The 20231-nt window shown below is 71.4% G+C and carries 22 protein-coding genes; 12 read left to right on the forward strand and 10 right to left on the reverse strand.

Annotation, left to right across the window (positions count from 1 at the left end; genetic code table 11):
- Positions 1-31: 31 nt before the first annotated feature.
- Positions 32-733, forward strand: coding sequence for a DUF8185 domain-containing protein (locus BLT36_RS08260; protein WP_092093859.1), 702 nt, complete (start codon positions 32-34; stop codon positions 731-733).
- A 37-nt stretch (positions 734-770) separates the two neighbouring features.
- Positions 771-1613 carry an NAD(P)H-binding protein gene (locus BLT36_RS08265; protein WP_092093862.1) on the forward strand — a complete coding sequence of 281 codons (843 nt, stop codon included), beginning with the start codon at positions 771-773 and terminating at the stop codon, positions 1611-1613.
- A gap of 80 nt (positions 1614-1693) precedes the next feature.
- Here the strand turns inward: BLT36_RS08265 and BLT36_RS08270 are convergent, their stop codons facing one another.
- From BLT36_RS08270 to pepN, 3 genes are all read right to left on the reverse strand, one after another.
- Entirely contained in the window at positions 1694-2104 is a 411-nt protein-coding gene (locus tag BLT36_RS08270; RefSeq protein ID WP_092094505.1) for a globin, read from the reverse strand.
- Positions 2105-2151: 47 nt separating this feature from the next.
- On the reverse strand, positions 2152-3228 hold the full coding sequence (locus BLT36_RS08275; protein WP_092093865.1) for a mechanosensitive ion channel family protein: 1077 nt from the start codon (positions 3226-3228) through the stop codon (positions 2152-2154).
- 77 nt (positions 3229-3305) lie between these two features.
- A complete protein-coding gene (gene pepN, locus BLT36_RS08280; protein WP_092093867.1) occupies positions 3306-5885 on the reverse strand; it encodes an aminopeptidase N in 2580 nt (859 codons plus the stop codon).
- Positions 5886-6090: 205 nt separating this feature from the next.
- On the opposite strand from pepN, the gene BLT36_RS08285 reads away from it, so the two are divergent.
- The 3 genes from BLT36_RS08285 to BLT36_RS08295 all read left to right on the forward strand — a co-directional run bounded on the left by BLT36_RS08285 (position 6091) and on the right by BLT36_RS08295 (position 8345).
- Positions 6091-6651, forward strand: a complete 561-nt coding sequence (locus BLT36_RS08285; RefSeq protein ID WP_092094507.1) for a mycothiol-dependent nitroreductase Rv2466c family protein — start codon at positions 6091-6093, stop codon at positions 6649-6651.
- A gap of 200 nt (positions 6652-6851) precedes the next feature.
- Entirely contained in the window at positions 6852-7307 is a 456-nt protein-coding gene (locus BLT36_RS08290) for a hypothetical protein (protein WP_092093870.1), read from the forward strand.
- Positions 7308-7592: 285 nt separating this feature from the next.
- Positions 7593-8345 (forward strand): hypothetical protein, encoded by a 753-nt coding sequence (locus BLT36_RS08295; RefSeq protein ID WP_139166405.1) that lies wholly within the window; start codon positions 7593-7595, stop codon positions 8343-8345.
- Between the two features lie 10 nt (positions 8346-8355).
- On the opposite strand, the gene BLT36_RS08300 is transcribed toward BLT36_RS08295, so the two are convergent.
- Positions 8356-8883 carry a GNAT family N-acetyltransferase gene (locus BLT36_RS08300; protein WP_092093875.1) on the reverse strand — a complete coding sequence of 176 codons (528 nt, stop codon included), beginning with the start codon at positions 8881-8883 and terminating at the stop codon, positions 8356-8358.
- On the opposite strand from BLT36_RS08300, the gene BLT36_RS08305 reads away from it, so the two are divergent.
- From BLT36_RS08305 to BLT36_RS08315, 3 genes are read left to right on the forward strand one after another with little or no spacing between them, the layout of a single operon-like run.
- Positions 8882-9490: a helix-turn-helix domain-containing protein gene (locus tag BLT36_RS08305; RefSeq protein WP_092093878.1), complete on the forward strand. Its 609-nt coding sequence runs from the start codon at positions 8882-8884 to the stop codon at positions 9488-9490. The two genes, BLT36_RS08300 and BLT36_RS08305, sit on opposite strands and share 2 nt — an antisense overlap.
- A 22-nt stretch (positions 9491-9512) precedes the next feature.
- Positions 9513-10001: a ribose-5-phosphate isomerase gene (locus tag BLT36_RS08310; RefSeq protein ID WP_092093881.1), complete on the forward strand. Its 489-nt coding sequence runs from the start codon at positions 9513-9515 to the stop codon at positions 9999-10001.
- Between the two features lie 28 nt (positions 10002-10029).
- Complete coding sequence (locus tag BLT36_RS08315) at positions 10030-10959, forward strand: Fpg/Nei family DNA glycosylase (protein ID WP_092093884.1); 930 nt, start codon at positions 10030-10032, stop codon at positions 10957-10959.
- Between the two features lie 24 nt (positions 10960-10983).
- Here BLT36_RS08315 and BLT36_RS08320 read toward each other — a convergent pair whose 3' ends face one another.
- Together BLT36_RS08320 and BLT36_RS08325 are read right to left on the reverse strand one after the other, a co-directional pair.
- Positions 10984-12501, reverse strand: a complete 1518-nt coding sequence (locus BLT36_RS08320) for an amidohydrolase (protein ID WP_092093886.1) — start codon at positions 12499-12501, stop codon at positions 10984-10986.
- The gene (locus BLT36_RS08325) at positions 12498-13124 is read right to left on the reverse strand and encodes an FMN-binding negative transcriptional regulator (RefSeq protein WP_092093889.1); all 627 of its coding nucleotides are present in this window, start codon (positions 13122-13124) and stop codon (positions 12498-12500) included. Before BLT36_RS08325 ends, BLT36_RS08320 begins: the two co-directional genes overlap by 4 nt.
- A gap of 33 nt (positions 13125-13157) precedes the next feature.
- On the opposite strand from BLT36_RS08325, the gene BLT36_RS08330 reads away from it, so the two are divergent.
- Positions 13158-14561, forward strand: a complete 1404-nt coding sequence (locus BLT36_RS08330) for a serine hydrolase (RefSeq protein ID WP_092093891.1) — start codon at positions 13158-13160, stop codon at positions 14559-14561.
- Positions 14562-14584: 23 nt separating this feature from the next.
- Here the strand turns inward: BLT36_RS08330 and BLT36_RS08335 are convergent, their stop codons facing one another.
- Positions 14585-15166, reverse strand: a complete 582-nt coding sequence (locus BLT36_RS08335) for a hypothetical protein (protein ID WP_092093894.1) — start codon at positions 15164-15166, stop codon at positions 14585-14587.
- Between the two features lie 97 nt (positions 15167-15263).
- Here BLT36_RS08335 and BLT36_RS08340 point away from each other — a divergent pair, with 97 nt between their 5' ends.
- Genes BLT36_RS08340 through BLT36_RS08350 form a run of 3 tightly spaced genes read left to right on the forward strand, consistent with a single transcriptional unit; the run spans position 15264 to position 18363 of the window.
- Positions 15264-16772 (forward strand): sensor histidine kinase, encoded by a 1509-nt coding sequence (locus BLT36_RS08340; protein WP_092093896.1) that lies wholly within the window; start codon positions 15264-15266, stop codon positions 16770-16772.
- 39 nt (positions 16773-16811) lie between these two features.
- Positions 16812-17474: a response regulator transcription factor gene (locus tag BLT36_RS08345; protein ID WP_092093899.1), complete on the forward strand. Its 663-nt coding sequence runs from the start codon at positions 16812-16814 to the stop codon at positions 17472-17474.
- Positions 17475-17484: 10 nt separating this feature from the next.
- A complete protein-coding gene (locus BLT36_RS08350) occupies positions 17485-18363 on the forward strand; it encodes an EamA family transporter (protein ID WP_092093901.1) in 879 nt (292 codons plus the stop codon).
- Positions 18364-18396: 33 nt separating this feature from the next.
- Here the strand turns inward: BLT36_RS08350 and BLT36_RS18705 are convergent, their stop codons facing one another.
- From BLT36_RS18705 to BLT36_RS08360, 3 genes are all read right to left on the reverse strand, one after another.
- Entirely contained in the window at positions 18397-18549 is a 153-nt protein-coding gene (locus BLT36_RS18705) for a hypothetical protein (RefSeq protein ID WP_175529545.1), read from the reverse strand.
- A gap of 101 nt (positions 18550-18650) precedes the next feature.
- Positions 18651-18974 (reverse strand): hypothetical protein, encoded by a 324-nt coding sequence (locus BLT36_RS08355; RefSeq protein ID WP_092093904.1) that lies wholly within the window; start codon positions 18972-18974, stop codon positions 18651-18653.
- Positions 18975-19064: 90 nt separating this feature from the next.
- Positions 19065-20096 carry a LacI family DNA-binding transcriptional regulator gene (locus BLT36_RS08360; protein WP_092093906.1) on the reverse strand — a complete coding sequence of 344 codons (1032 nt, stop codon included), beginning with the start codon at positions 20094-20096 and terminating at the stop codon, positions 19065-19067.
- Between the last annotated feature and the right edge of the window lie 135 nt (positions 20097-20231).

A 20231-nucleotide genomic window follows, 5' to 3' on the forward strand; every position in this document is an offset into this window, starting at 1 on the left:
CCCAGTCGCGCCCGGTAGGATCCGTGGTGACATGGGCACCTCGTTCACGCTTCCCGACGCCGCCTCCCTCGGGGACCTCCGCACGTACCTCGGACGCGCCGCCCGCATCGAGGACGGTTCCGTCCGCCTCATCGCCGACTCCGGAGTCCTCGCCGTGTACACGGCGATCCTCTACCCGCTCGGCCTCCTCGACGAGCTGCCGACGGTGCTCGGCCTCCGGACGTTCTCGCTTGCGCAGCCCGCGACGATCGACGCCGTCGTGCCGCTGGCCTCGATGCAGGAGCGACTCCGCCTGCTGGCCGAGACGCAGGACGCCGAGCGCGCCGAGGGTGCCGATCCGACACGGGCGACCCCGATCGAGGTCGAGCTCCCGCACGAGGTGCACACCGTGACGTGGGCAGCCATCTCCCCGCCGCGGGGAGGCTGGGTGCCGCTGCCGGACGTGTCCCCGGAGCTCCTCCGCCGAGCCGCTCGGGACGGCATCGCCGAGGTCGCCGACGCCGTGCCGTCGAACGCGGGCGATGCGATCGTCCGGAAGGTCCGCGCCGAAGTGTGGGGTCGCCCCGTCGCGGGCATCGAGCACCTCCCGGCGGGCGCCGGGTTCGCAGGCGAGAGCCTCGGGTTCCTCGGACACGACCCGGTCCGGCTGTTCGAGACCGGTCCGTGGAGCCGCCTGACGACGTCGCGTGGGCACGTCCTGGTCAAGCGTCGCGCCTGGACCCTGAGCACGTAGCAGCGTCCTCCCGGCGGGTGCGTGACAGTCTGGCTCCATGTATGTCTTCCTCACCGGCGCTTCCGGCTACATCGGTTCCTCGGTCCTCCGGGCGCTCGTCGCCCACGAGCACGAGGTCACCGCACTCGTGCGGTCGGACGAGAAGGCGCAGGCCGTCCGTGACGCCGGCGGTCGCGCGCTCGTCGGCGACGTCACGGACACCGACGTCGTTCGTCGTCTCACGCACGAAGCCGACGCGGTCGTGCACACCGCATCGGCGAAGGGCGTCGACCCGGACTTCATCGCGACCGTGCTCGCGGCGCTCGACGGCACCCCGAAGCCCTTCGTGCACACCGGCGGGATCTTCACGTTCGGTGACTCCACGTCGATCTCGGAGCAGTCGCCGGTCTCGCCTCCTGCGATGACCGCGTGGCGGCAGCCGAACGAGGACGCGGTCCGCTCGAGTGCCGTCCGGACGACGATCGTCGCACCCGGCATCGTCTACGGGCGCGGAGCCGGCATCCCGGCGATGTTCGTCGGGGACGGCGAGCGCGAGGTCCGCCTGGTCGGGGACGGCTCGCAACGCTGGACGACGGTGCACATCGACGACCTCGGCGAGCTGTACGTGCTCGCGCTGCACCGGGGTGAGCAGGATGGCTTCGTCCTCGCCGCCAGCGGTGACAACCCGACCGTGCGTGAGATCGCCGAAGCCGGGGCGCACGGTTCCCCGGTGGTGCCGGAGAGCGCCGACGCGAGCCGCGAGCGTCTCGGCGCGGAGTACGCCGACGCGTTGCTCATGCACCAGGAGGCCAGCGGCGCGCACGCACGCGCCGCCTACGGCTGGAACCCGACCCGTCCGTCCCTGGTCGAGGACCTGGCAGACGGGTCCTACGTCCGCTGAGCCAGCCGCTGACGGCCTGGAGGCGCGTGGCGGGCCCCGCCCCGCGCCTCCAGGCCGTCACGTCGACGACGCGAGCCGCGTCAGTCGAAGGTGTTCGTCATGGCGTGCGCCGCGCGGTCGAGGTAGGCCCAGAGCTCGGCCTCGTCGAGCGGCGCGAGCCCGAGCGACTCGACGGCTTCGCGCATGTGCAGCAGCCAGCGCTCGCGTGCCTCGGACGTGATGCGGAACGGGTTGTGGCGCATCCGGAGCCGCGGGTGGCCGCGCTCCTCGCTGTAGGTCCCTGGTCCGCCCCAGTACTGCTGCAGGAAGGCCGAGAGCCGCCAGATCGCCCCCTCGAGGTCGTCCGCCGGGTACATCGGCCAGATCACGTCGTCCTGCTGGACGCCCTCGTAGAAGCGGCGGACCAGCCGGTCGAACGTCGGTGCGCCGCCGATCCGGTCGAAGAGCGACCCCGTCGCCGAGGCGCCGTGCTCGCCGACCCGGAGCGTGATCGGTTGGGCGGGGACGTTCCCGATGCCGGTGGGCGGGGTGGGGTCGGTCACTGCGGGTCCTTCCCGGCGTCGTGGTCGTCGCTCTGGATCGACTGACCGAGGATGTTCTTGCGGGGGCGGCGGGGCTTCGTCGGGGCCGGGGTCGGCTGGGTCCGGACGGTGCGCAGGCCGTTGATCGAGGTGGCGTTCTCCCAGCCCGCCGGCATGATCATCGCCATCGCGGGCAGTGTCACGCCGAGTTCGTCGACGGAGCGCTTCAGGCGGATACGGAGTTCACGGCCGACGACGTCGAGCTCCGAGGCCCGGGTCTTCACGACGAGACGGAACACCATGCCGGCGTCGGAGATCGACTGCAGCCCCCAGATCTCCGGCTTCTCGACGATCCGCTGTCGCCACCGCGGTTCCTGCGACATCGTCACCGCGGCCTTCAGCAGGGCGTCCTGCACGGCGTCGATGTCGGTGTCGTAGGGGACGGTGATGTCGACGAGGACACGGGACCAGCCCTGCGACAGGTTGCCGACGCGGAGGATCTGCCCGTTCGGCACGAACCAGAGGATCCCGTTCACGTCGCGGATCTGCATCACGCGCAGTCCGACGTTCTCGACGACGCCGGTGGCCTGCCCGGTGTCGACGACGTCGCCGACGCCGGCCTGGTCCTCGAGGATCATGAAGATGCCGGAGAGCAGGTCGCGGACGATGCTCTGCGCACCGACCGCCAGGCCCGCCGCCACGAGGGACGCACCGCCGACGATGCCGACGGCAGCGTTCGGGATCACGAGCGGGATGATCACGACGAGCGCGAGGACAACGACGATCACCGTCGCGAGGTTCTCGAGCACGCTGCCGAGGGTCCGGGTGCGCTGGACGACGCGGGCGGTCTGGATCGGCGAGGCGATGAGCGCCTGGGTGTCCGTTGCGCCCTGCCGCTTCTTGACGCCGTTCACGACCCGGTCGACGACGCCCTTGATCGAGTGGCGCAGGATGACCCGCAGCACGACCGCGGCGAGGAGCGTGATGACGATCGTGATCGGCACGTGCCAGGTGTCGACGAACTCGCCGAACGTCTGTGTGACGGCCTGGGCGGCGTCGGTCGGTGTCGGGGACGGGGGTGCAGCCAAGATCATGATCCGGTCGATGCTAGAGGGCGGGGCCTCGACGTCCCTGGAGGGACGCCGGGACCCCGCCGACGGTCACCAGGTGATCAGGCGTCCGCTGCCTGCACGCGGAGGGCACGCTCGGTGCCCGCCAGGCCCTCGGACACGATGCGGCGCAGGGCCGGGGTCTCCGGGTGCGCCTCGAGCCACGCCACGGCAGCGTCACGGAGCTCGACCGACGCGAGGGGCGCCGGGTAGAGGCCGGTGACGATGGTGTCGGCGATGTGGTAGCTGCGCTCGGCCCAGATGCGGGTGAGCACCTCGAAGTACTTCGGCACCAGCCCCTCGAGCACGACCGGGCTGTTCACGTGCTGGTACCCGACCGTGGTCTGGCGGACGATCGCGTTGGGGAGCTCCGACGAGTCCACCAGCGACGAGAACGCGGCGAGCTTGCCCTCGGCCGTGGGGATCGTCGCGCGGGCACGGGCGGCAGCCTGCTCGCCGGACGCGGTCTTGTCGGCGGCGAGTTCGGCGTCGACCTCGGCGTCGCCGGCGGCACCCGCGAGCACGAGGCCCTCGAGCAGCTCCCAGCGGAGGTCGGTGTCGATCTCGAGCCCGTTGAGCGTCACCGAACCGTCGCGGAGCCCGCTCAGCGTGGCGACGTGCTCCGGCGTCGAGGCGACCTGCGCGAAGAACTTCACGAACTGGAACTGCGCGTCCGAGCCGGCCTCGGCCGAGGACGCGAGCTGCCAGAGCGTCTCGCCGACGGTGCGGATCGTGGCGTCGGACTTCGCCGGGTCGACGTAGTTCCGAGCCGTCAGGAGCAGCTGCGAGAGCGTCGTGCGGATCGTCGTCGACTCGGTCTCGGTCGCGATGTTGCCGAGCACCAAACGGACGTAGTCGCTGGCGGGCGACTCGGCGTCGCGGGTGGCGTCCCACATCGCACCCCAGACGATCGACCGGGCGAGCGGGTTCGCGATGGACGCGAGGTGCTCGATCGCCGTGCGGCGCGAGTGCTCGTCGAGCCGGATCTTGGCGTACGCCAGGTCGTCGTCGTTGAGGAGCACGAGGTCGCCGCGGTGCACGCCGACGAGCTCGGGGACCTCGGTGCGGGGACCGTCGACGTCGATCTCGACGCGGTGTGCGCGCTCGAGCTTGCCGCCGGCCGACGCGGTGTCGGCGCCGAAGGGGGCCTCGGCGTCCTGCGTGAACGCGTAGACGCCGATCGCCAGGCGGTGCGGCCGGAGCGTCGGGTAGTCGGCCGGGGCCTCTTGCAGGACCGCGAACGAGGTGATCACACCGGACTCGTCGGTCTCGATCTCCGGGCGGAGCGTGTTCACCCCGGCGGTCTCGAGCCAGAGCGCCGACCAGTCGGAGAGGTCACGGCCGCTCGTCGCCTCGAGCTCGACGAGCAGGTCGCGGAGCTCGGTGTTCGAGTGGTGGTGCTTCTTGAAGTACGCGGACACCCCGGCGAAGAACGCGTCGATGCCGACCCACGCCACGAGCTGCTTGAGGACCGAGCCGCCCTTCGCGTAGGTGATGCCGTCGAAGTTGACCTGTACGTCCTCGAGGTCGTTGATCGTCGCAACGATCGGGTGGGTCGAGGGGAGCTGGTCCTGGCGGTAGGCCCAGGACTTCTCCATCGCCTGGAACGTGGTCCAGGCCTCGGTCCACTCGGTGGCCTCGGCCGTCGCGATGGTGGAGGCCCACTCCGCGAAGGACTCGTTGAGCCAGAGGTCGTTCCACCACTTCATCGTGACGAGGTCGCCGAACCACATGTGCGCGAGCTCGTGCAGGATCGTGACGACCCGACGCTCCTTGATGGCGTCGGTGACCTTCGACCGGAAGACGTAGGTCTCGGTGAAGGTGACCGCGCCGGCGTTCTCCATCGCGCCGGCGTTGAACTCCGGCACGAACAGCTGGTCGTACTTCTCGAACGGGTAGGCGACGTCGAACTTCTCCTCGTAGTAGGCGAAGCCCTTCTTGGTGATGTCGAAGACGTACTCGGGGTCGAGGTACTCGGCGAGCGACTTGCGGGCGAACACCCCGAGCGGGATGGTCCGGCCGTCGCGGCTGGTGAGCTCGTCGCGCACGACCTCGTACGGGCCGGCGACGAGGGCGGTGATGTAGCTGGAGATCTTCGCCGTCGGGGTGAACGACCACGTGGCGACGTCGCCGTCGACGTGGGGCTCGGGCGTGGGGGAGTTCGAGACGACCTGCCAGCGGGACGGCGCCGTCACCGTGAAGGTGAACTCGGCCTTGAGGTCGGGCTGCTCGAACACCGCGAACATGCGGCGGGAGTCCGGTACCTCGAACTGGGAGTACAGGTACACCTCGTCGTCGACCGGGTCGACGAAGCGGTGCAGGCCCTCACCCGTGTTCGTGTAGAGCGCGTCGGACACGACGACGAGTTCGTTCTGCTCCTGCAGCCCGTCGAGCTGGATCCGGACGCCGTCGTTCACCGCGGCGACGTCGAGCGCCGTGCCGTTCAGCGTGATCGAGTGCACCGTCTTCGTGACCGCGTCGATGAAGGTCGAGGCGCCCGGGGTCGCGGTGAAGCGGACGCGGGTCGTGCTGCCGAAGGTCGCAGGCCCGCGGGTCAGGTCGAGTTCGACGTCGTACGTCTGCACGTCGACGATCGCGGCACGTTCCTGGGCTTCGATTCGGGTGAGGTTCTCTCCGGGCACGGACGCTCCATCTTCGCAGTCGGCGCGGACGATCGATGTCCGCGTGGGGGAGCCCCGTCCAGGCGTCGTGCGCCGGGCGGGACGTGGGTTCCAGCCTAGCGACGAGGCGTAGTGTCGCAGCGTGACGGACACGACTGTGGACAAGACGACCGACGAACGAACCGCTGTGGAGTTCTGGTTCGACCCGAACTGCCCGTGGGCCTGGATGACGAGCCGCTGGGTCGGCGAGGTCGCGCAGCACCGTGACCTCGACGTCACGTGGAAGGTGATGAGCCTGTTCGTCCTCAACGAGGACCAGGACATCCCGGAGTCGTACCGCGAGCGCATCGTGCGGGGCCAGCTCTACCCGCGCATCGTCACCGCCGCGCGCCTCCGCCTCGGGCAGGACGTCGTCAAGCCGCTGTACGACGCGCTCGGCGAGCACATCCACCACCGGCAGGAGTCGGACCCCGACCAGGTCGTCCCCGCCGTGCTCGCGGAGCTCGGCCTCGACGCCGACCTGCTCGAGTACGCCTGGACGGACGAGGTCGACCAGGCCGTGCGTGTCAGCCACCAGGACGGCATCGACCGCGTCGGCCAGGACGTCGGCACCCCCGTGATCGCCGTCGAGGGCACCGCCTTCTTCGGCCCCGTGATCTCCCCGGCCCCGAAGGGTCAGCAGGCGCTCGACCTGTGGGACGGCGTGGTCGCCGCCGCGCGCTACCCCGGGTTCTTCGAGCTGAAGCGTTCGCGCACGGTCGGCCCGATCTTCGACACCACCGACTGACGGACTGGAGGCACGTGGCGGCGCCGCCACGGGGCTCCCGACTCGACGTCAGTCGAGCTCCCCGACGGATCTCGCGTGCAGTGGCGCCCCGACAGCCAATCGGGCGGACCGACCATCGAGATCAACGCCGGTGGCAACAGCAAGTACAAGATCCATCTCCCGAAGAGATCTCCACGACATGACCTACCCGAGGAGGCTCGATGAACGAGTTGACGTACCAACTGCTCGCGGACGTGTCTGACGAGATCGGCGAAGACATCTACGGATGGCACATCGGGATCGCCAATCGAACGCGGGAACCTGAGGCCGTCGTGGAGGCCCGGATCCTCGGCTACATCCGCGAGTTGCTCGAGGCGGACCTGATCGGTCTCGGCTCGATCGAAGCGGACGAAGCCGGCCGAGGCGTCTGGATGAACTGGCTCGGTGAGGTCGACGAGCTCGTCCAACGTGCTGCGGCCCGCTACGGGAGATCCGACACGGTCTGGAACCTCCTTGCCGCGGCAACACCACGAGGAGTGCGCATCTTCGAAGCGGAAGAAGCACGTCGGGAGGCTGCGGGTCAGGACCCGTGGGCGCACGTCAACGACCGTTTCGGCGGGATCTGGGACGAGGACGGGAGCGTCATCGAGCCGCACGGGGACGAGATCGTTGTCTGACGCGAGCCTCGAGTACGTGCCGTTCCCGGCACAGGAAGTCCGTGCGATGCCCGACGGGTCGATCGCGGCGATGCGGGAACCACTCCCCGGTCACGAGGCGTACATCGACGTCGTCCCACCCGTCGACGCCGAGGATCCCCGGGTCCAGCGGCGCAGTGTCCGGCATGACAGCGGCCTGACCCCAGCACCGAACCGGCGCCCCGGACTCCCGAAGAACAGCTGCTCCTCGAACTCACGGAGTTCAACCGGAACGGGTGCGCCACTGACCTCCGCGCGCTGCACCGCATGGCGCGGACGGACCACGATCCCGACGGGCCCCGAGCCCGGGCGATGGCGCTCCGGTTGGTCGAGATCAGTGTCCGCCGCGGTCTCTTGACGAGCGGCATGTTCGTCCGCGCCGGCTCGGACCTCGCGTTCGTCGAGCCCGAACGGACCGTCGAGGACCGCATCGCGACCGTGCGTTCCCGGTACGTCAGCGCACCGGCCTGCGGTGAATCGGACGAGGCGCTCGCGAACAGCCTCTGGCTGATGAACACGGCCGCGGGCGAGCGGTACGCGCGGACCCACAGTGGAGAGACTCAGCAGTACTCGGGTGACGAGGACTCGACGCCGCCGAAAGCGCCATCGGAAGCGCCGGCGGTCGTCGTCAAGTCCGAGAGCGACGGCTGGGAGGACAAGAACCACGAGCTGCTCGCGGAGAACGTGTTCACCGAGCTCCGGTACGGCCAGCTCGCCTGGGACGCCGGCATCGACGAGAAGACACTCAAGAGCGTGGCGTGGGGGATCGCCGCGGAGATCGTCTACGCCTTCGACGTGAAGTGGTCACCGGACTGGGTCGCGAAGGGGCACCCGCACCGGTGGCACGACGAGGACGGGTGGCGCGCCAGGTGCAACGACTGCCTCGACGAGAGCCCGGCCGAACCAGACGAATCGGTGGCGTACCGCTGGTTCGCCGACCACCGCCCGGCCCCGCACGGTGACACCGCGCCGCCGTTCCGTCCGTCACCGCCGCCGCTCGAGGTCCCGATGCCGGAGTGATCTGCCCCCGTCACGCGAGTGGCAGGCGCATCAGGGTGAGGTCGAGCCACTGGTCGAACTTCCGGCCGACCTCGGGCACGACCGCCACCGTCGTGAAGCCGAGCCGCTCGTGCAACGCGATCGACCCCGTATTCGTGCTGCAGATCCCAGCGATCATCACGTGCCGTCCCTCGGTCGTCGCGCGCTCGACCAGGGCACCCATCAGGACGGTCGCCACCCCACGTCCGCGGAACGCCTCGACCACGTAGACGCTGTGCTCGACGGTCAGCCGGTACCCCTGGTGCGGCCGCCACTGCGAGTAGGAGGCGTAGCCGGCGACCTCGCCGTCCACCTCGGCGACGAGCACGGGGTACCCGTCCGCCTGTCGTTCCGCGAGCCAGGTGTCGAAGTACGCGCGGGGGTGCGGCTCCTCCTGCCAGATCGCGGTGGAGTGCAGGACGGCGTCGATGTGGAGGGCGTGGACGACGTCGAGGTCGCGCGGTTCGCAGTCCCGTACGGTGACCGGAGCCGCTGCGTTCGTCGCATATGCTGTCGCCATGTCTCACATCGTAGACGACGGAACGGGCGTCGAGGAACGTGCGCTCGGGGAGCGACTCCAGCGCCTCCGCACCGAGCGGAAGTGGAGCCTCACCGAGCTCGCCGAGGAGTCCGGCGTCTCCCGCGCCATGATCAACCGCGTCGAACGCGGGGTGTCCAGCCCGACCGCGACGATCCTCGGCCGGCTCTCCGGCGCCTTCGGCCTGACGGTCTCGCAGCTCCTCGACGAGGCGCTCGACCACGAGGTGCCACGGGGATCCGACCCGGACGAAGCGCGCGGCGTGCAGCGTGGCGCGACCGCGGACTCCTGGACCGATCCCGAGACCGGGTACCGCCGCCGTCCCCTCTCGAGTGCGGCGTTCCCCGCGGACGTCACCGAGGTGCGCCTCCCGGCCGGCCGCGAAGTCGCGTACCCGGCGTCCGCGTACGCGTTCCTGCGGCACTGCATCTGGGTGGTCGACGGCGTGCTCGAGGTCGTCGTCGCCGGCGAGCCGACGCGCCTCGCAGCGGGTGACCGGATCGAGCTCGGGGAACCCGCCGACGTCGCCTACCGGAACCCCGGCGAGGACACCGTCCGGTACGTCGTCGTCGTGGTCAGCACCCGGTAGGCGCAGGAATAAGATCGGTTCCATGCGCATCCACCTCGGAACGGACCACGCCGGCCTCGAGTTCAACAAGACCCTCGCGACGCACCTCACCGAAGCAGGGCACGAGGTGGTGGACCACGGTCCGACCGAGTACGACGCGCTCGACGACTACCCCTCGTTCTGCATCAACGCCGCGCACGCCGTGGTCGAGGACCAGCGCGCCGGCGTCCAGGCGCTCGGCGTCGTGTTCGGCGGCTCGGGCAACGGTGAGCAGATCGCCGCGAACAAGGTCGAGGGCATCCGCGCGGCACTGGTGTGGAACGAGTCCACCGCGCTCCTCGCCCGTCAGCACAACGACGCGAACGTCATCTCGATCGGCGCCCGCCAGCACACCGAGGACGAGGCGATGCGCTTCGTCGACCTCTTCATCGCCGAGCCCTTCTCCGGCGAGGAGCGTCACGCCCGCCGCATCGCGCAGCTCGCCGAGTACGAGACCACCGGCCGCATCGCCGGCAAGCAGATCGACCAGTAACGTCAGCGGCTGCGAGTAGAAAAGAGCAATGCCCGAGGGTCACTCCGTCCACCGCATCGCCAACCAGTTCGCCAGGCACTTCGTCGGCAAGCGCTGCGAGGTGTCGAGCCCGCAGGGCCGGTTCACCGCCGGTGCCGCACAGCTCGACGGCAAGCGCATGATCGCAGCCCGTGCCGTCGCGAAGCAGATGTTCCTCGAGTTCGAGGACGACCTGTTCCTCCGCGTGCACCTCGGCCTCTACGGCGCGTGGGACTTCGCCGGCGACCTGTCGACCGCCACCGCGCTGTCGGCGGACGACGACGGCGAAGAGTCCCTCACCTCGATCGGCGCCCCGCGCCTCGCCCGCTACCGGATGGCCGAGCAGGAGAAGGTCGAGGACCCGATCGAGGCATTCCCGCCGGACCCGGTCGGGCAGGTCCGCGTGCGCATCCTCACCGACGACACGGTGGCCGACCTCCGCGGTCCGACGGCCTGCGTCGTCGAGGACCCCGCCGGCGTGCAGCGGGCGCTCGACAAACTCGGCCCGGACCCGATGAACGACGACGGGCCCGACGCCGAGAAGGTCTTCGTCGACAACGTCCGGAAACGGAACGTCGCGATCGGGCAGCTGCTGATGGACCAGGCCGTGGTCGGCGGGATCGGCAACATCTACCGCGCCGAGCTGCTGTTCCGGCAGCGCATCGACCCGTACAAGCCGGGCAAGAAGCTCACGGTCAAGCAGGCGAAGGCGCTCTGGCACGACTGGTCGACGCTCCTGCACGCCGGGGTCCGCGACGGCTTGATGCTCACCATGGACGGACTGTCCGACGCCGAGCTCGCGAAGGCGAAGCGCTCCCGAAAGGACCGCCACTGGGTGTACCACCGCCAAGGGGAGCCCTGCCGGGTGTGCGGCACCGAGATCCGGATGGCGGACATGGCCGGGCGCAAGCTGTACTGGTGCCCGAAGGACCAGAAGTAGTCCGAGGCCGAAGCGGCGGGGCGCTCACACGTCCCGGTGGGTGAACCGCCCCGCGATCGCCGTCGCGAGCACCCGCATCGAGCGGAGCGCATCGGACCCGGACCCGGACCCGGACCCGGACCCGGACCCGGACCCGGACCCGACCGCCACCGCGAGCGGGTCCTCCTCCAGCAGCACCAGGTCGGCGACGTCCCCGACGGACACCCCGACCCGGCCGTCCGTCGACCCCCGCCACGCGGCCAGCGCGGACAGCCGCTCCGCCGGGTGCCACGGATCCCGGCCGTCCCGGTCTCGCCCGACCGCGGCCGCCATCGACACCCACGGGTCGAGCGGCGCGACGGGTGCGTCCGACCCGAGCAGCAGTCGCGCCCCGGCACGATCCAGCGTGGCGAACGCGAACGCCCGCTCGGTGCGCCCCGCCCAGTAGTGGTCGGCGATGTCCCGGTCGTCCATGGCGTGCTCGGGCTGCACCGACGCGGCGACGCCGAGCCGTGCGAAGCGGTCGAAGTCGCCGTCCGCCACGAGCTGCGCGTGCTCGATCGTCCCGCGGGCGCCGACGGCTTCGAACACGTCGAGGGCGAGGGTGTTGGCCCGGTCGCCGATGGCGTGGATCGCCGGCACGAGCCCGGCGTCCACCGCGCGACGGGTGACCGCCACGAGGTCCTCGAACGGCCAGGTCAGCATCCCGGAGCCGTCCGCGTTCGCCGCCGTGCGGGTGCCGAGCGACCCGTCGGTGATCACCTTGAACGGTCCCATCCGGACGAGCCCCCGGGTGCCGTCGACCACGTCGCCGGTGCGGAGCCCGCGCGCGATCACGGCGTCGAGTTCGGCGGGGTAGACCCCGGAGTCGACGCGCAGGCCGTCGACCCCGTCGTGCACCCGCCGTCGCCAGCGGTCGAGGCCGAACACCATCTCGAGGTCGACCACGCGGGTCACCCCGCGGGCGGCCGCCGCCTCGACGGCGTCGGCGACGTACCCGTCGAGCACCTCGTCCGGCACGCGGGACAGCGCCCCGGTCACGTCGAACGCGTCCTGCTCGCGCAGGACCCCGTCGTCGCCGGCGCCGAGCGGGCGGCCCACCAGGGCGGAGAAGTGCTCCAGGGCGCGGGCGTTGCACCAGACCGCGTGCAGGTCAGCGCTGATGACGACGACCGGGAGGTCCGGGGCGGCTCCGTCGAGCAGCTCGCGTCGTGCGGGCCGCGGCCACAACCCGTCGCGGTAGCCGTGTCCGACGAGCACCGGGTCCGAGACGCCGGTGCGGGCGACCTCGGCCAGGACGGCGGCGGTCGTTTCGGCCGAGTCGCAGCCGGCGACGTCGACCCGACGGCGGACGAGGGCCCACTGGTCGAAGTGGGTGTGGTGGTCGACCAGGCCGGGCGCCAGCCAGGCGCCGGCGGCCTCGAGGACGTCGGTGTCGACGCTGGTCGGGTCGAGGGTGCCGGCCGGCGCGGCCGAGGCGACCCGCCCGTCGACGACGTGCACGTCCACGGGGGCACCCGAGGTGCCCACCCGGCGGACGGTGCGGAGGAGGACGTCGTTCACCGCTCCTCCAGGCCGTGCGCTCGTGCCATCTCGTCGGCGAGCGCCGGCGACGCGTACGGGCCATCGCCGCGGAGCCCCGCGATGATCCGGTCGACGACCTCGGGTGCCTTGTTCTGCGACAGCTTCGCCCGGGCGTCGAAGCGGGTGACGCGGATGCGGATCCCGACGGTGCCCTTCGCCATCCGCCGAGCTGTCTCCTCGTCGACCCGCAGCGAGACCGGGGACGGCATGACCCGCTCGAAGTGGTCGACGAGCTCGCCGAGGACGCGGAAGTTCTCGTCGTCGGACAGGATCTCCGGGGTTCCCCAGAGGTGCGCGGTGACGTGGTTCCAGGTGGGCACGAACTGCTCGGGCGGGTACCAGGCGGGAGAGACGTAGCCGTGCGGTCCCTGCACGACGACGAGGACCTCGTGCTGCCCGAGTTCGTGCGCCTGCTCATCGGGACGGCCGACGTGCGAGACGAGGACGAGCCCGTCGTCGGTGCTGTCCTCGAGCAGGAACGGGTAGTGCGATGCGACGAGGCCGGTGCTGGTGTGCGACACGATCGTGGCCCACGGGTTGCCGTCGACGAGGCGCTTCACCTCGTCGACGTCCGTCATCAGGAAGTGCGGTGTGTGTCGCATGCGTCGAGCGTGGCACATGGGAGTCTGATCGTCATGCCGAACCGTGCCGCCTACGAGACCGTGCTTCCCTACGTCCGCGAGTGGGTGGCGTACAAGGTCTGGCAGCTGCGGGTCCCGGGGGTCCAGGTCGCGATCGGGTACGGCGGCGAGGTGCTCTTCGACGAGGCGTGGGGCTACGCGGACGTCGAAGCGGGTCGGCGCCTCACCACGACGGACCTCTTCCGGATCGCATCGCACTCGAAGACGTTCACGTCGACCGCGCTCCTGCAGCTCGCCGAGCGCGGGTCGCTGCGGCTCGACGACACCGTCGGGACCTACGTCCCCGCGCTCGTCGACGGGGGTTCGCCGCTCGCCGACGCCACGATCCGCGAGCTGATGGAGATGGGCGCTGGCGTGATCCGCGACGGCCACGACGGCGACTACTGGTCCCTCCTCCGCCCGTTCCCGGACGAGCAGGAACTCCTCGCGCTGGTGCTCGACCGCGGGCAGAAGGTCCCCGCCGGCTCGTCGTTCAACTACTCGAACCTCGGCTACTCGCTGCTCGGGATGGTGATCGCCGCGGTGACCGGGCAGTCGTACGGCGACTTCGTCCGCGAGTCGATCACCGGACCCCTGGGGCTGCGGAACACCGGCCCCGACTGGGACCCGGCCCGTGCGGACGACTTCGTGGTCGGGTACTCCGGGTTCCACGCGGATCGGCAGCGGCACCGCATCGACCACGTCGACACCCACGCCATGGCCGCCGCGACCGGGTTCCACGGCACGGCGTCCGACCTGGTCCGGTACTTCTCCCAGCACGTCATCGGGCAGGGGACGCTGCTCGACGACCACTCGAAGCGGCTCGCGCAGCGGAAGGCGTGGAGCGCCACGGACGACCCGGCTGGACGCGGCTACGGAGCGGGCTTCATCGTCGACCGGATCGGCGGGAGGGAGGTCCGCGGGCACTCGGGAGGGTTCCCCGGGCACATCACCCAGTCGCTGTTCGACCCCGCTTCGGGCCTGGTCGTGTCGGTGCTGACGAGTGCCGCGTCGGGCCCGGCGACCCTCATCGCCACGGCGATCGTCACACTGCTCGACGCGGCCGCCGACGGAGCCGCCCCGGGAACGCCGATCCCGGACGACGTCGACGCGACCACCTTCACGGGTCGGTTCGCGAACCCCTGGGGCGTGACCGACATCGCCCGCATCGGCGACCGGCTCGTCGAGATCGACCCGTCGGGACCGGCGCCGCTCGAGAGCCCGACACGGCTCGAGGTCGTCGACGCGGACACGCTGCGCATGACCCACGGCAACCGGTTCGCATCCGTCGACGAGGACGTCGTGTACGCGCGGGACGTCGACGGCACCGCGCGCTCGATCCGCGCGGGTGGCGGGATGACGTCGGAACGGTGGGTCATCCCGGAGGAGACGCCCGAGGTCGCCGCAGGCCTCGTCTGAGCCGCGGCGCCCGGGGGGACGGGTCAGCGGACCTCGGCGGTGTCCCAGAGGCGGGCGACCCCGGCGCGGACGGGGCGGAACAGCGGCGTGACGACGAGGACGGCGGCCGCGAGGTACGCGACCGCCTGCAGGAGGTACGGCAGCGAGACGGCGACGTCGAGCGCGGCCTGGGGCAGCTCCGTGAGGGGGATGGTGGAGAGGGCCAGCAGTGTCACGAACCACCCGGCCGCGGCGACCGCGACGACCCACCCGAGGACGCGACGTGCGCCGAGAGCACCCCGGGCGACCATGACGCCGAACGCCAGCAGGGCGCCCTGTGCGACGACGACGAGCACGGTGATCGCGACGCCGGGGACAGCCGACGACAGCGCGTACGCCAGGACGGACACCGCGACGGCGAGCAGGGCACGGTCCCGCACCCGCCAGGCCACGACTCCGGCGACGACCGCTGCGATCCCGGCGAGCACCGCACCCGCGACGAGCACCGCCCGCGGTGGGTCCCACTGGGTGAGCACGACCGCGGTCGCGACGCCGCTCGAGCCCGCGATCACGGTCGCCACGGTGGCAGCGAGTGCGGTCAGACGTCCCCCGGTGATGTTCCCCATGCGGCACACGATACGCGGGGAGGGGGGGATAACCCCACCACGGGTCCGGGAGGGGGCAGGATGGGGGAACGCGCCCGGGATCGCGAGGCTTGGTGTCATGACCGACACCGCCCGCCTCGACCAGGCCGAGACCGTCCCGCTGCACGACTCCGTCCCACCAGGAGCCACCGAACCCATGCCCTCGCTGCCGAACCAGAGCGGGCCGGCCGCCGCCCCGGCTGGCCGGACCCCGTCGTCGTGGTCCTCGACCCCGCCGCCGACCGACAGCGGTGCCGGGACGGGGTCCGGCTCCGGCATGACCGCGGGCGCGTTCTACCGCGAGGCGTGGCGCCGACTGCCGCGCGACCTCGGCTACATGGCCCTGACGGCGGTGCTGCTCTGCACGCTGTACGTGGCGTTCCCGGCGGCGATCTTCGGCGGTGGCTTCCGCGACCTGTTCAACCCGTTCGTGCTGCTGATGTTCTTCATCGCGCTGTTCGTCGCGCGGTGGCTCGGGCAGTTCGAGAAGCTCCGGATCGGGTGGGCGGATCCGCGTCCGATCCGCCCGGTGGACTGGACGCCCCGCTGGCAGCAGAACTGGTGGACCCGCACCGGCTCGGCGGTCGCGAACCCGCACTACTGGCTCTACCTGCTGCACGCGGCGGTCGTGTACCCGCTCGCGGCGCTCTTCACGGTCGGCGCGGGCGCGATCCTCCTCGTCGGGTTCTCCTGGCCGATCGTCCTCGCCGGGTTCGCGTTCGTGAACGGTGTCAGCGCGCAGTACTTCGGCTGGGACTCGGCGTCCGTCCTGGGGTTCGGGCTGCTCGGGCTCTTCTCGATGGCCGCGTCGGTCGTGCTCTTCCCGCTCTGGGCCCGCGGGTCGGTCATCGCCCACTACTGGATCGACTTCGGCCTGCTCGGCGGCTTCCGTGCGGAGCAGCTCGAGCAGCGGGTCGCCGGCCTCCAGGCCTCGCGAGCCGGCGCCGTCACCGCCGAGGGCCAGGCGCTCCGGCAGATCGAGCGCGACCTGCACGACGGCCCGCAGCAGCGCCTCGTCCGGCTCCGGATGGACCTGTCCGCCGCGGAGCGCGCCTTCGACAAGGACCCGGAGAAGGCGAAGCAGCTCATCGGCGAGGCGTCCGAGCACGCCAAGGACGCCCTCGACGAACTGCGTGCCCTGTCCCGCGGGTTCGCACCGCCGATCCTGCTCGACCGCGGGCTCGTCGCCGCCCTCGAAGCGCTCGTGGCCCGCACGCCGATCCCGGTCGGCCTCGACGTCCGGCTGCCGGAGGGCCTCGAGCTCGGCACCGAGATCCAGCGGAACGTGTACTTCACGGTGAGCGAGCTCCTCACGAACACCACGAAGCACGCGGGGGCCTCGACCGCCGGGGTGTACCTCGGCCTCGTCATCGACGCCGCCGGCATCTGGTACCTCACGGTGAGCGTCACCGACGACGGCCGCGGCGGTGCCCGTCCGCAGGAGGGCCACGGCATCGAGGGCCTGATGGGCCGGATGCGTGCGCTCGACGGCGAGCTCACGGTCTCGAGCCCCGAGGGCGGCCCCACCGAGGCCACCGCGCGGATCCCGCTCGGTGCCCTGAACGGCGTGCCCGTCGCCCGGCGGTGACCCCGCGGGGGCGGCTCCGCTCCCACTAGGCTGGTCGGCATGAGCGACGGCCCGGATGCAGCACGCATCCGGGCCGTCGTCGTCGACGACGCCGTGCTCATCCGCGAAGGACTCTCGCGGGTCCTCGACGAAGCCGGCATCGACGTCATCGGGCAGTACGCCGACGCCACGTCGTTCCTCGCGAGCCTGCCGGACCACGCCCCCGACGTCGTCGTGATGGACGTCCGGATGCCGCCCACGTTCACCGACGAGGGCGTCCGCGCCGCCGTCGAGACCCGCCGTCTGGCCCCGCGCACCGGTGTGCTCCTGCTGTCCCAGTACGTCGAGGCCACCTACGCCGAGGACGTCCTCGCCGCCGGCGCCACCGGCATCGGCTACCTCCTCAAGGACCGGGTCACCCGGCTCGAGGAGATCGACGACGCCGTCCGCCGCATCGCCGCGGGTGGCACCGTCCTCGACCCCGAGGTCGTCACGCAGCTGATGAGCCGTCGCCGGAACCCCCTCGAGGCCCTCACCCCGCGGGAGCGCGAGGTGCTCGGGCTGATGGCCGAGGGCCGCACGAACGCCGCGATCGCCCGCGCGCTCGTCATCGGCACCGGCGCGGTCGAGAAGCACGTCTCCAGCATCTTCGGCAAGCTCGCGCTCGAGGACACCGGCGAGGACCACCGCCGCGTCCTCGCCGTGCTCGCCTACCTCGGGTGATCCGGCGCCCGTGAACAGGGTCCCGGCACCGGTCCTCGCACTCGCCGCGATGATCTCCGTCCAGCTCGGCGCCGCGGTCGCGAAGACCCGGTTCGACGACGTCGGTCCCGTCGGCGCCGCCACCCTCCGGCTCGTCATCGGCGCGGTCGTCCTCGCCCTCCTCGTCCGGCCCCGCGTCCGGCACTGGACCCGCGCGCAGTGGCTCGGCGCGGTCGGGCTCGGCCTGGCGCTCGGCGGCATGAACGTCTTCATCTACGTGGCGTTCGCGAGCATCCCGATCGGGGTCGCCGTCACCATCGAGTTCCTCGGGCCGCTCGCGCTCTCGCTCGTGCACACCCGGCGGTGGCGCGACGTCACCTGGGCGGTGCTGGCGCTCGCCGGCGTCGTGCTGCTCGGCGTCGGGCCGACCGCGGTGACGGCCGTCGGGGGCGTGGTGTTCGCCGTGCTCGCAGCCGGGTGCTGGGCCGGCTACATCGTGATGAACCGGCACGTCGGCGCCGCGATCCCCGGCGTGGACGGACTGGCGGTGTCGATGCTCGTCGCAATGGTCGTCTCGCTCCCGTTCGGGCTGCGGTCCGCCGTGGACGGCGTCGTGCGGGAACCGGTGCTGCTCGCGGTGTTCGGCGCCGTCGCCGTCCTGTCGAGCGTCCTGCCCTACGCGCTCGAGATGCTCGCACTGCGGCGGATGCCGACCCGCGTCTTCGGGGTGCTGCAGAGCCTCGGCCCGGCGATCGCCGCACTCGCCGGACTGGCGATCCTGCACGAGGGACTCGCGCCGCTCGAGATCGTCGCCCTCGTGTGCGTCACCGCGGCGAGCGTCGGCGTGACGCTGTCCGCGCGTCGTGCGCGGGGAAGTGGAAGGGGAGGCACGGATCCGGTTCCGTCGTGACGGAACCGGATCCGCGCCTCCTGGAAGACCCGTCTACTCGCCGCGGAGGAAGTCCGCGTACGTGGGTTCCGAGTGTTCACCCGTCAGGAGCGCCGGGTCGTTGACCCGTCGTTCGACGTAGGCCGCGATGACCTCGGGCGGGGTGAGCACGTGGGCGACCCAGGACGGCACCTCGTTCTTCTTCATGGTGCCTCCTTCCCGTTCCAGCACTCCGACCGAATGTCTCGATCATCGAGTTGTTTGCTGAACCGGTACTCGTGGAACGATCCTCGTGATGGTGGGGGAAGTCAATGCGGTGCGTTCTGCGGACTCCGCGAGGCGCGGTCGGCCCGCAGCATCCGGTGCTTCACCGCGGACCGCCACACCCACGCGTCCGCCTGCTGGCCGAACTGCGCCCACTCGACCAGGACGGCATCGCGCGTCCAGCTCTTCGCGAAGGCCTTCACCCGGACGTGGAACGTCGGGAACTGGATCCAGGCCCAGACCGGCACCGGGGTGACCGCGTGGCAGACGTCCGGCCCGCGGGCGTCCTCGGACAGGGAGTAGGCGCGCGGACGCTCGACCTCCGGGTGTTCCGGGGGCTGCCACCGGTTCTCGCGACGCCGTCCCACGACAGTATTCGAACGTGTGTTCGAACGCGCGTCAAGTCGGCCGCGCCCGGAACGCGCGGGGCGGCGCCGGGATCGGCGTGTCGGCGGTGCTCAGGGGTGCGCGCGGGCGGTCGACTCGCGCACGCTCAGGGTCAGCGACGGGCCCGGGCGTGACGGCAGCACCACGCCGCCGTCGATCTGTGCCCGGAGCAGGGTGGCCGCGCGCTGGCCGAGCTCGACGGTGTCGCGCGTCAGCGAGGTGATCGCGGGCCGGACGAGCCGGATCATCGCCGAGTCGTCGAACGACACGATCGAGACGTCGCCCGGCACCGCGACGCCCATCTCGCTCGCCACCCCGAGCCCGGCGACCGCGAGCACGTCGTTGTCGTACACGATCGCCGTCGGCCGGGTGCTCTGCGACAGCAGGGTGCGGGTCGCGCTCGCACCGGCGTCGGCGGAGTAGTCGGTCGGGATCGACACGGCGCCCTCGAGCCCCTCGGCGGCGGCGAAGGCCCGCACGCGGTCGATCCGCATCGCGGTGTGCTCGAACTCCGGCCGGCCGGCGACGTGCGCGATCCGCCGGTGTCCGAGGGCGTGCAGGTAGCGGAGCACGGTGTCGGTCGCGTCCGAGTCGTCGATCCACACGGTCGGCGCGGCGCCGTCGGGTGAGGGGTGCGACCCGACGACGACCGCGGGCATCCCGAGGTCGGCGAGCAGGGCGAGCCGTTCGTCGTCGCGCCGGGGGTCGATCACGATCACGCCGTCGACCCGGTGCCCGCGCCACCAGTCGCGGTAGGTCTCGAGCTCCTCGGCGGCGTCACGGGCGACGAGGAGGTTCATGCCGACGTGGCTGCCGGCGAGCCCGAGCTGGATGCCGGAGATGAGGTCGCCGAAGAACGACTCGGTGCCGAGTGTGCGGGCGGGGCGGTTCAGCACGAAGCCGATCGAACCGGCCCGCGCACCGCCGAGTGCCCGTGCCGCGGTGTGCGGCTGCCAGTCGAGTTCACGGGCGATGTCGCGCACGCGCCGCCGTGTCTCGTCGGAGACACCGGGGCGGTCGTTGAGCGCGAACGACACCGCGCTGATCGACACGCCGGCGCGCGCGGCGATGTCGGCGATCGTCGTCCGACGCTTGCTGGCCATGGGCTTGACTATAGCGCTTTAGTCGTTCACAGTGGCTGCCACACACCGGTTCGGGGCGATCAACTGAACCGTTTGAGCAGCACATCACGGTGCTCCCTGGCGAGCACCGCGTCAGCAGACATCGTCAGCACAAGG

The organism is Curtobacterium sp. UNCCL20, assembly GCF_900101675.1.
Taxonomy (GTDB): domain Bacteria; phylum Actinomycetota; class Actinomycetes; order Actinomycetales; family Microbacteriaceae; genus Curtobacterium.

Bases quoted from the DNA above. Each gene is read 5' to 3' on its own strand.
- BLT36_RS08260 (WP_092093859.1), top strand. From the start codon at position 32: ATGGGCACCTCGTTCACGCTTCCCGACGCCGCCTCCCTCGGGGACCTC.
- BLT36_RS08265 (WP_092093862.1), top strand. From the start codon at position 771: ATGTATGTCTTCCTCACCGGCGCTTCCGGCTACATCGGTTCCTCGGTC.
- BLT36_RS08275 (WP_092093865.1), bottom strand. From the start codon at position 3,228: ATGATCTTGGCTGCACCCCCGTCCCCGACACCGACCGACGCCGCCCAG.
- BLT36_RS08285 (WP_092094507.1), top strand. From the start codon at position 6,091: ATGACGAGCCGCTGGGTCGGCGAGGTCGCGCAGCACCGTGACCTCGAC.
- BLT36_RS08290 (WP_092093870.1), top strand. From the start codon at position 6,852: ATGAACGAGTTGACGTACCAACTGCTCGCGGACGTGTCTGACGAGATC.
- BLT36_RS08295 (WP_139166405.1), top strand. From the start codon at position 7,593: ATGGCGCGGACGGACCACGATCCCGACGGGCCCCGAGCCCGGGCGATG.
- BLT36_RS08305 (WP_092093878.1), top strand. From the start codon at position 8,882: ATGTCTCACATCGTAGACGACGGAACGGGCGTCGAGGAACGTGCGCTC.
- BLT36_RS08300 (WP_092093875.1), bottom strand. From the start codon at position 8,883: ATGGCGACAGCATATGCGACGAACGCAGCGGCTCCGGTCACCGTACGG.
- BLT36_RS08310 (WP_092093881.1), top strand. From the start codon at position 9,513: ATGCGCATCCACCTCGGAACGGACCACGCCGGCCTCGAGTTCAACAAG.
- BLT36_RS08315 (WP_092093884.1), top strand. From the start codon at position 10,030: ATGCCCGAGGGTCACTCCGTCCACCGCATCGCCAACCAGTTCGCCAGG.
- BLT36_RS08325 (WP_092093889.1), bottom strand. From the start codon at position 13,124: ATGCGACACACACCGCACTTCCTGATGACGGACGTCGACGAGGTGAAG.
- BLT36_RS08330 (WP_092093891.1), top strand. From the start codon at position 13,158: ATGCCGAACCGTGCCGCCTACGAGACCGTGCTTCCCTACGTCCGCGAG.
- BLT36_RS08335 (WP_092093894.1), bottom strand. From the start codon at position 15,166: ATGGGGAACATCACCGGGGGACGTCTGACCGCACTCGCTGCCACCGTG.
- BLT36_RS08340 (WP_092093896.1), top strand. From the start codon at position 15,264: ATGACCGACACCGCCCGCCTCGACCAGGCCGAGACCGTCCCGCTGCAC.
- BLT36_RS08345 (WP_092093899.1), top strand. From the start codon at position 16,812: ATGAGCGACGGCCCGGATGCAGCACGCATCCGGGCCGTCGTCGTCGAC.
- BLT36_RS18705 (WP_175529545.1), bottom strand. From the start codon at position 18,549: ATGAAGAAGAACGAGGTGCCGTCCTGGGTCGCCCACGTGCTCACCCCG.
- BLT36_RS08360 (WP_092093906.1), bottom strand. From the start codon at position 20,096: ATGGCCAGCAAGCGTCGGACGACGATCGCCGACATCGCCGCGCGCGCC.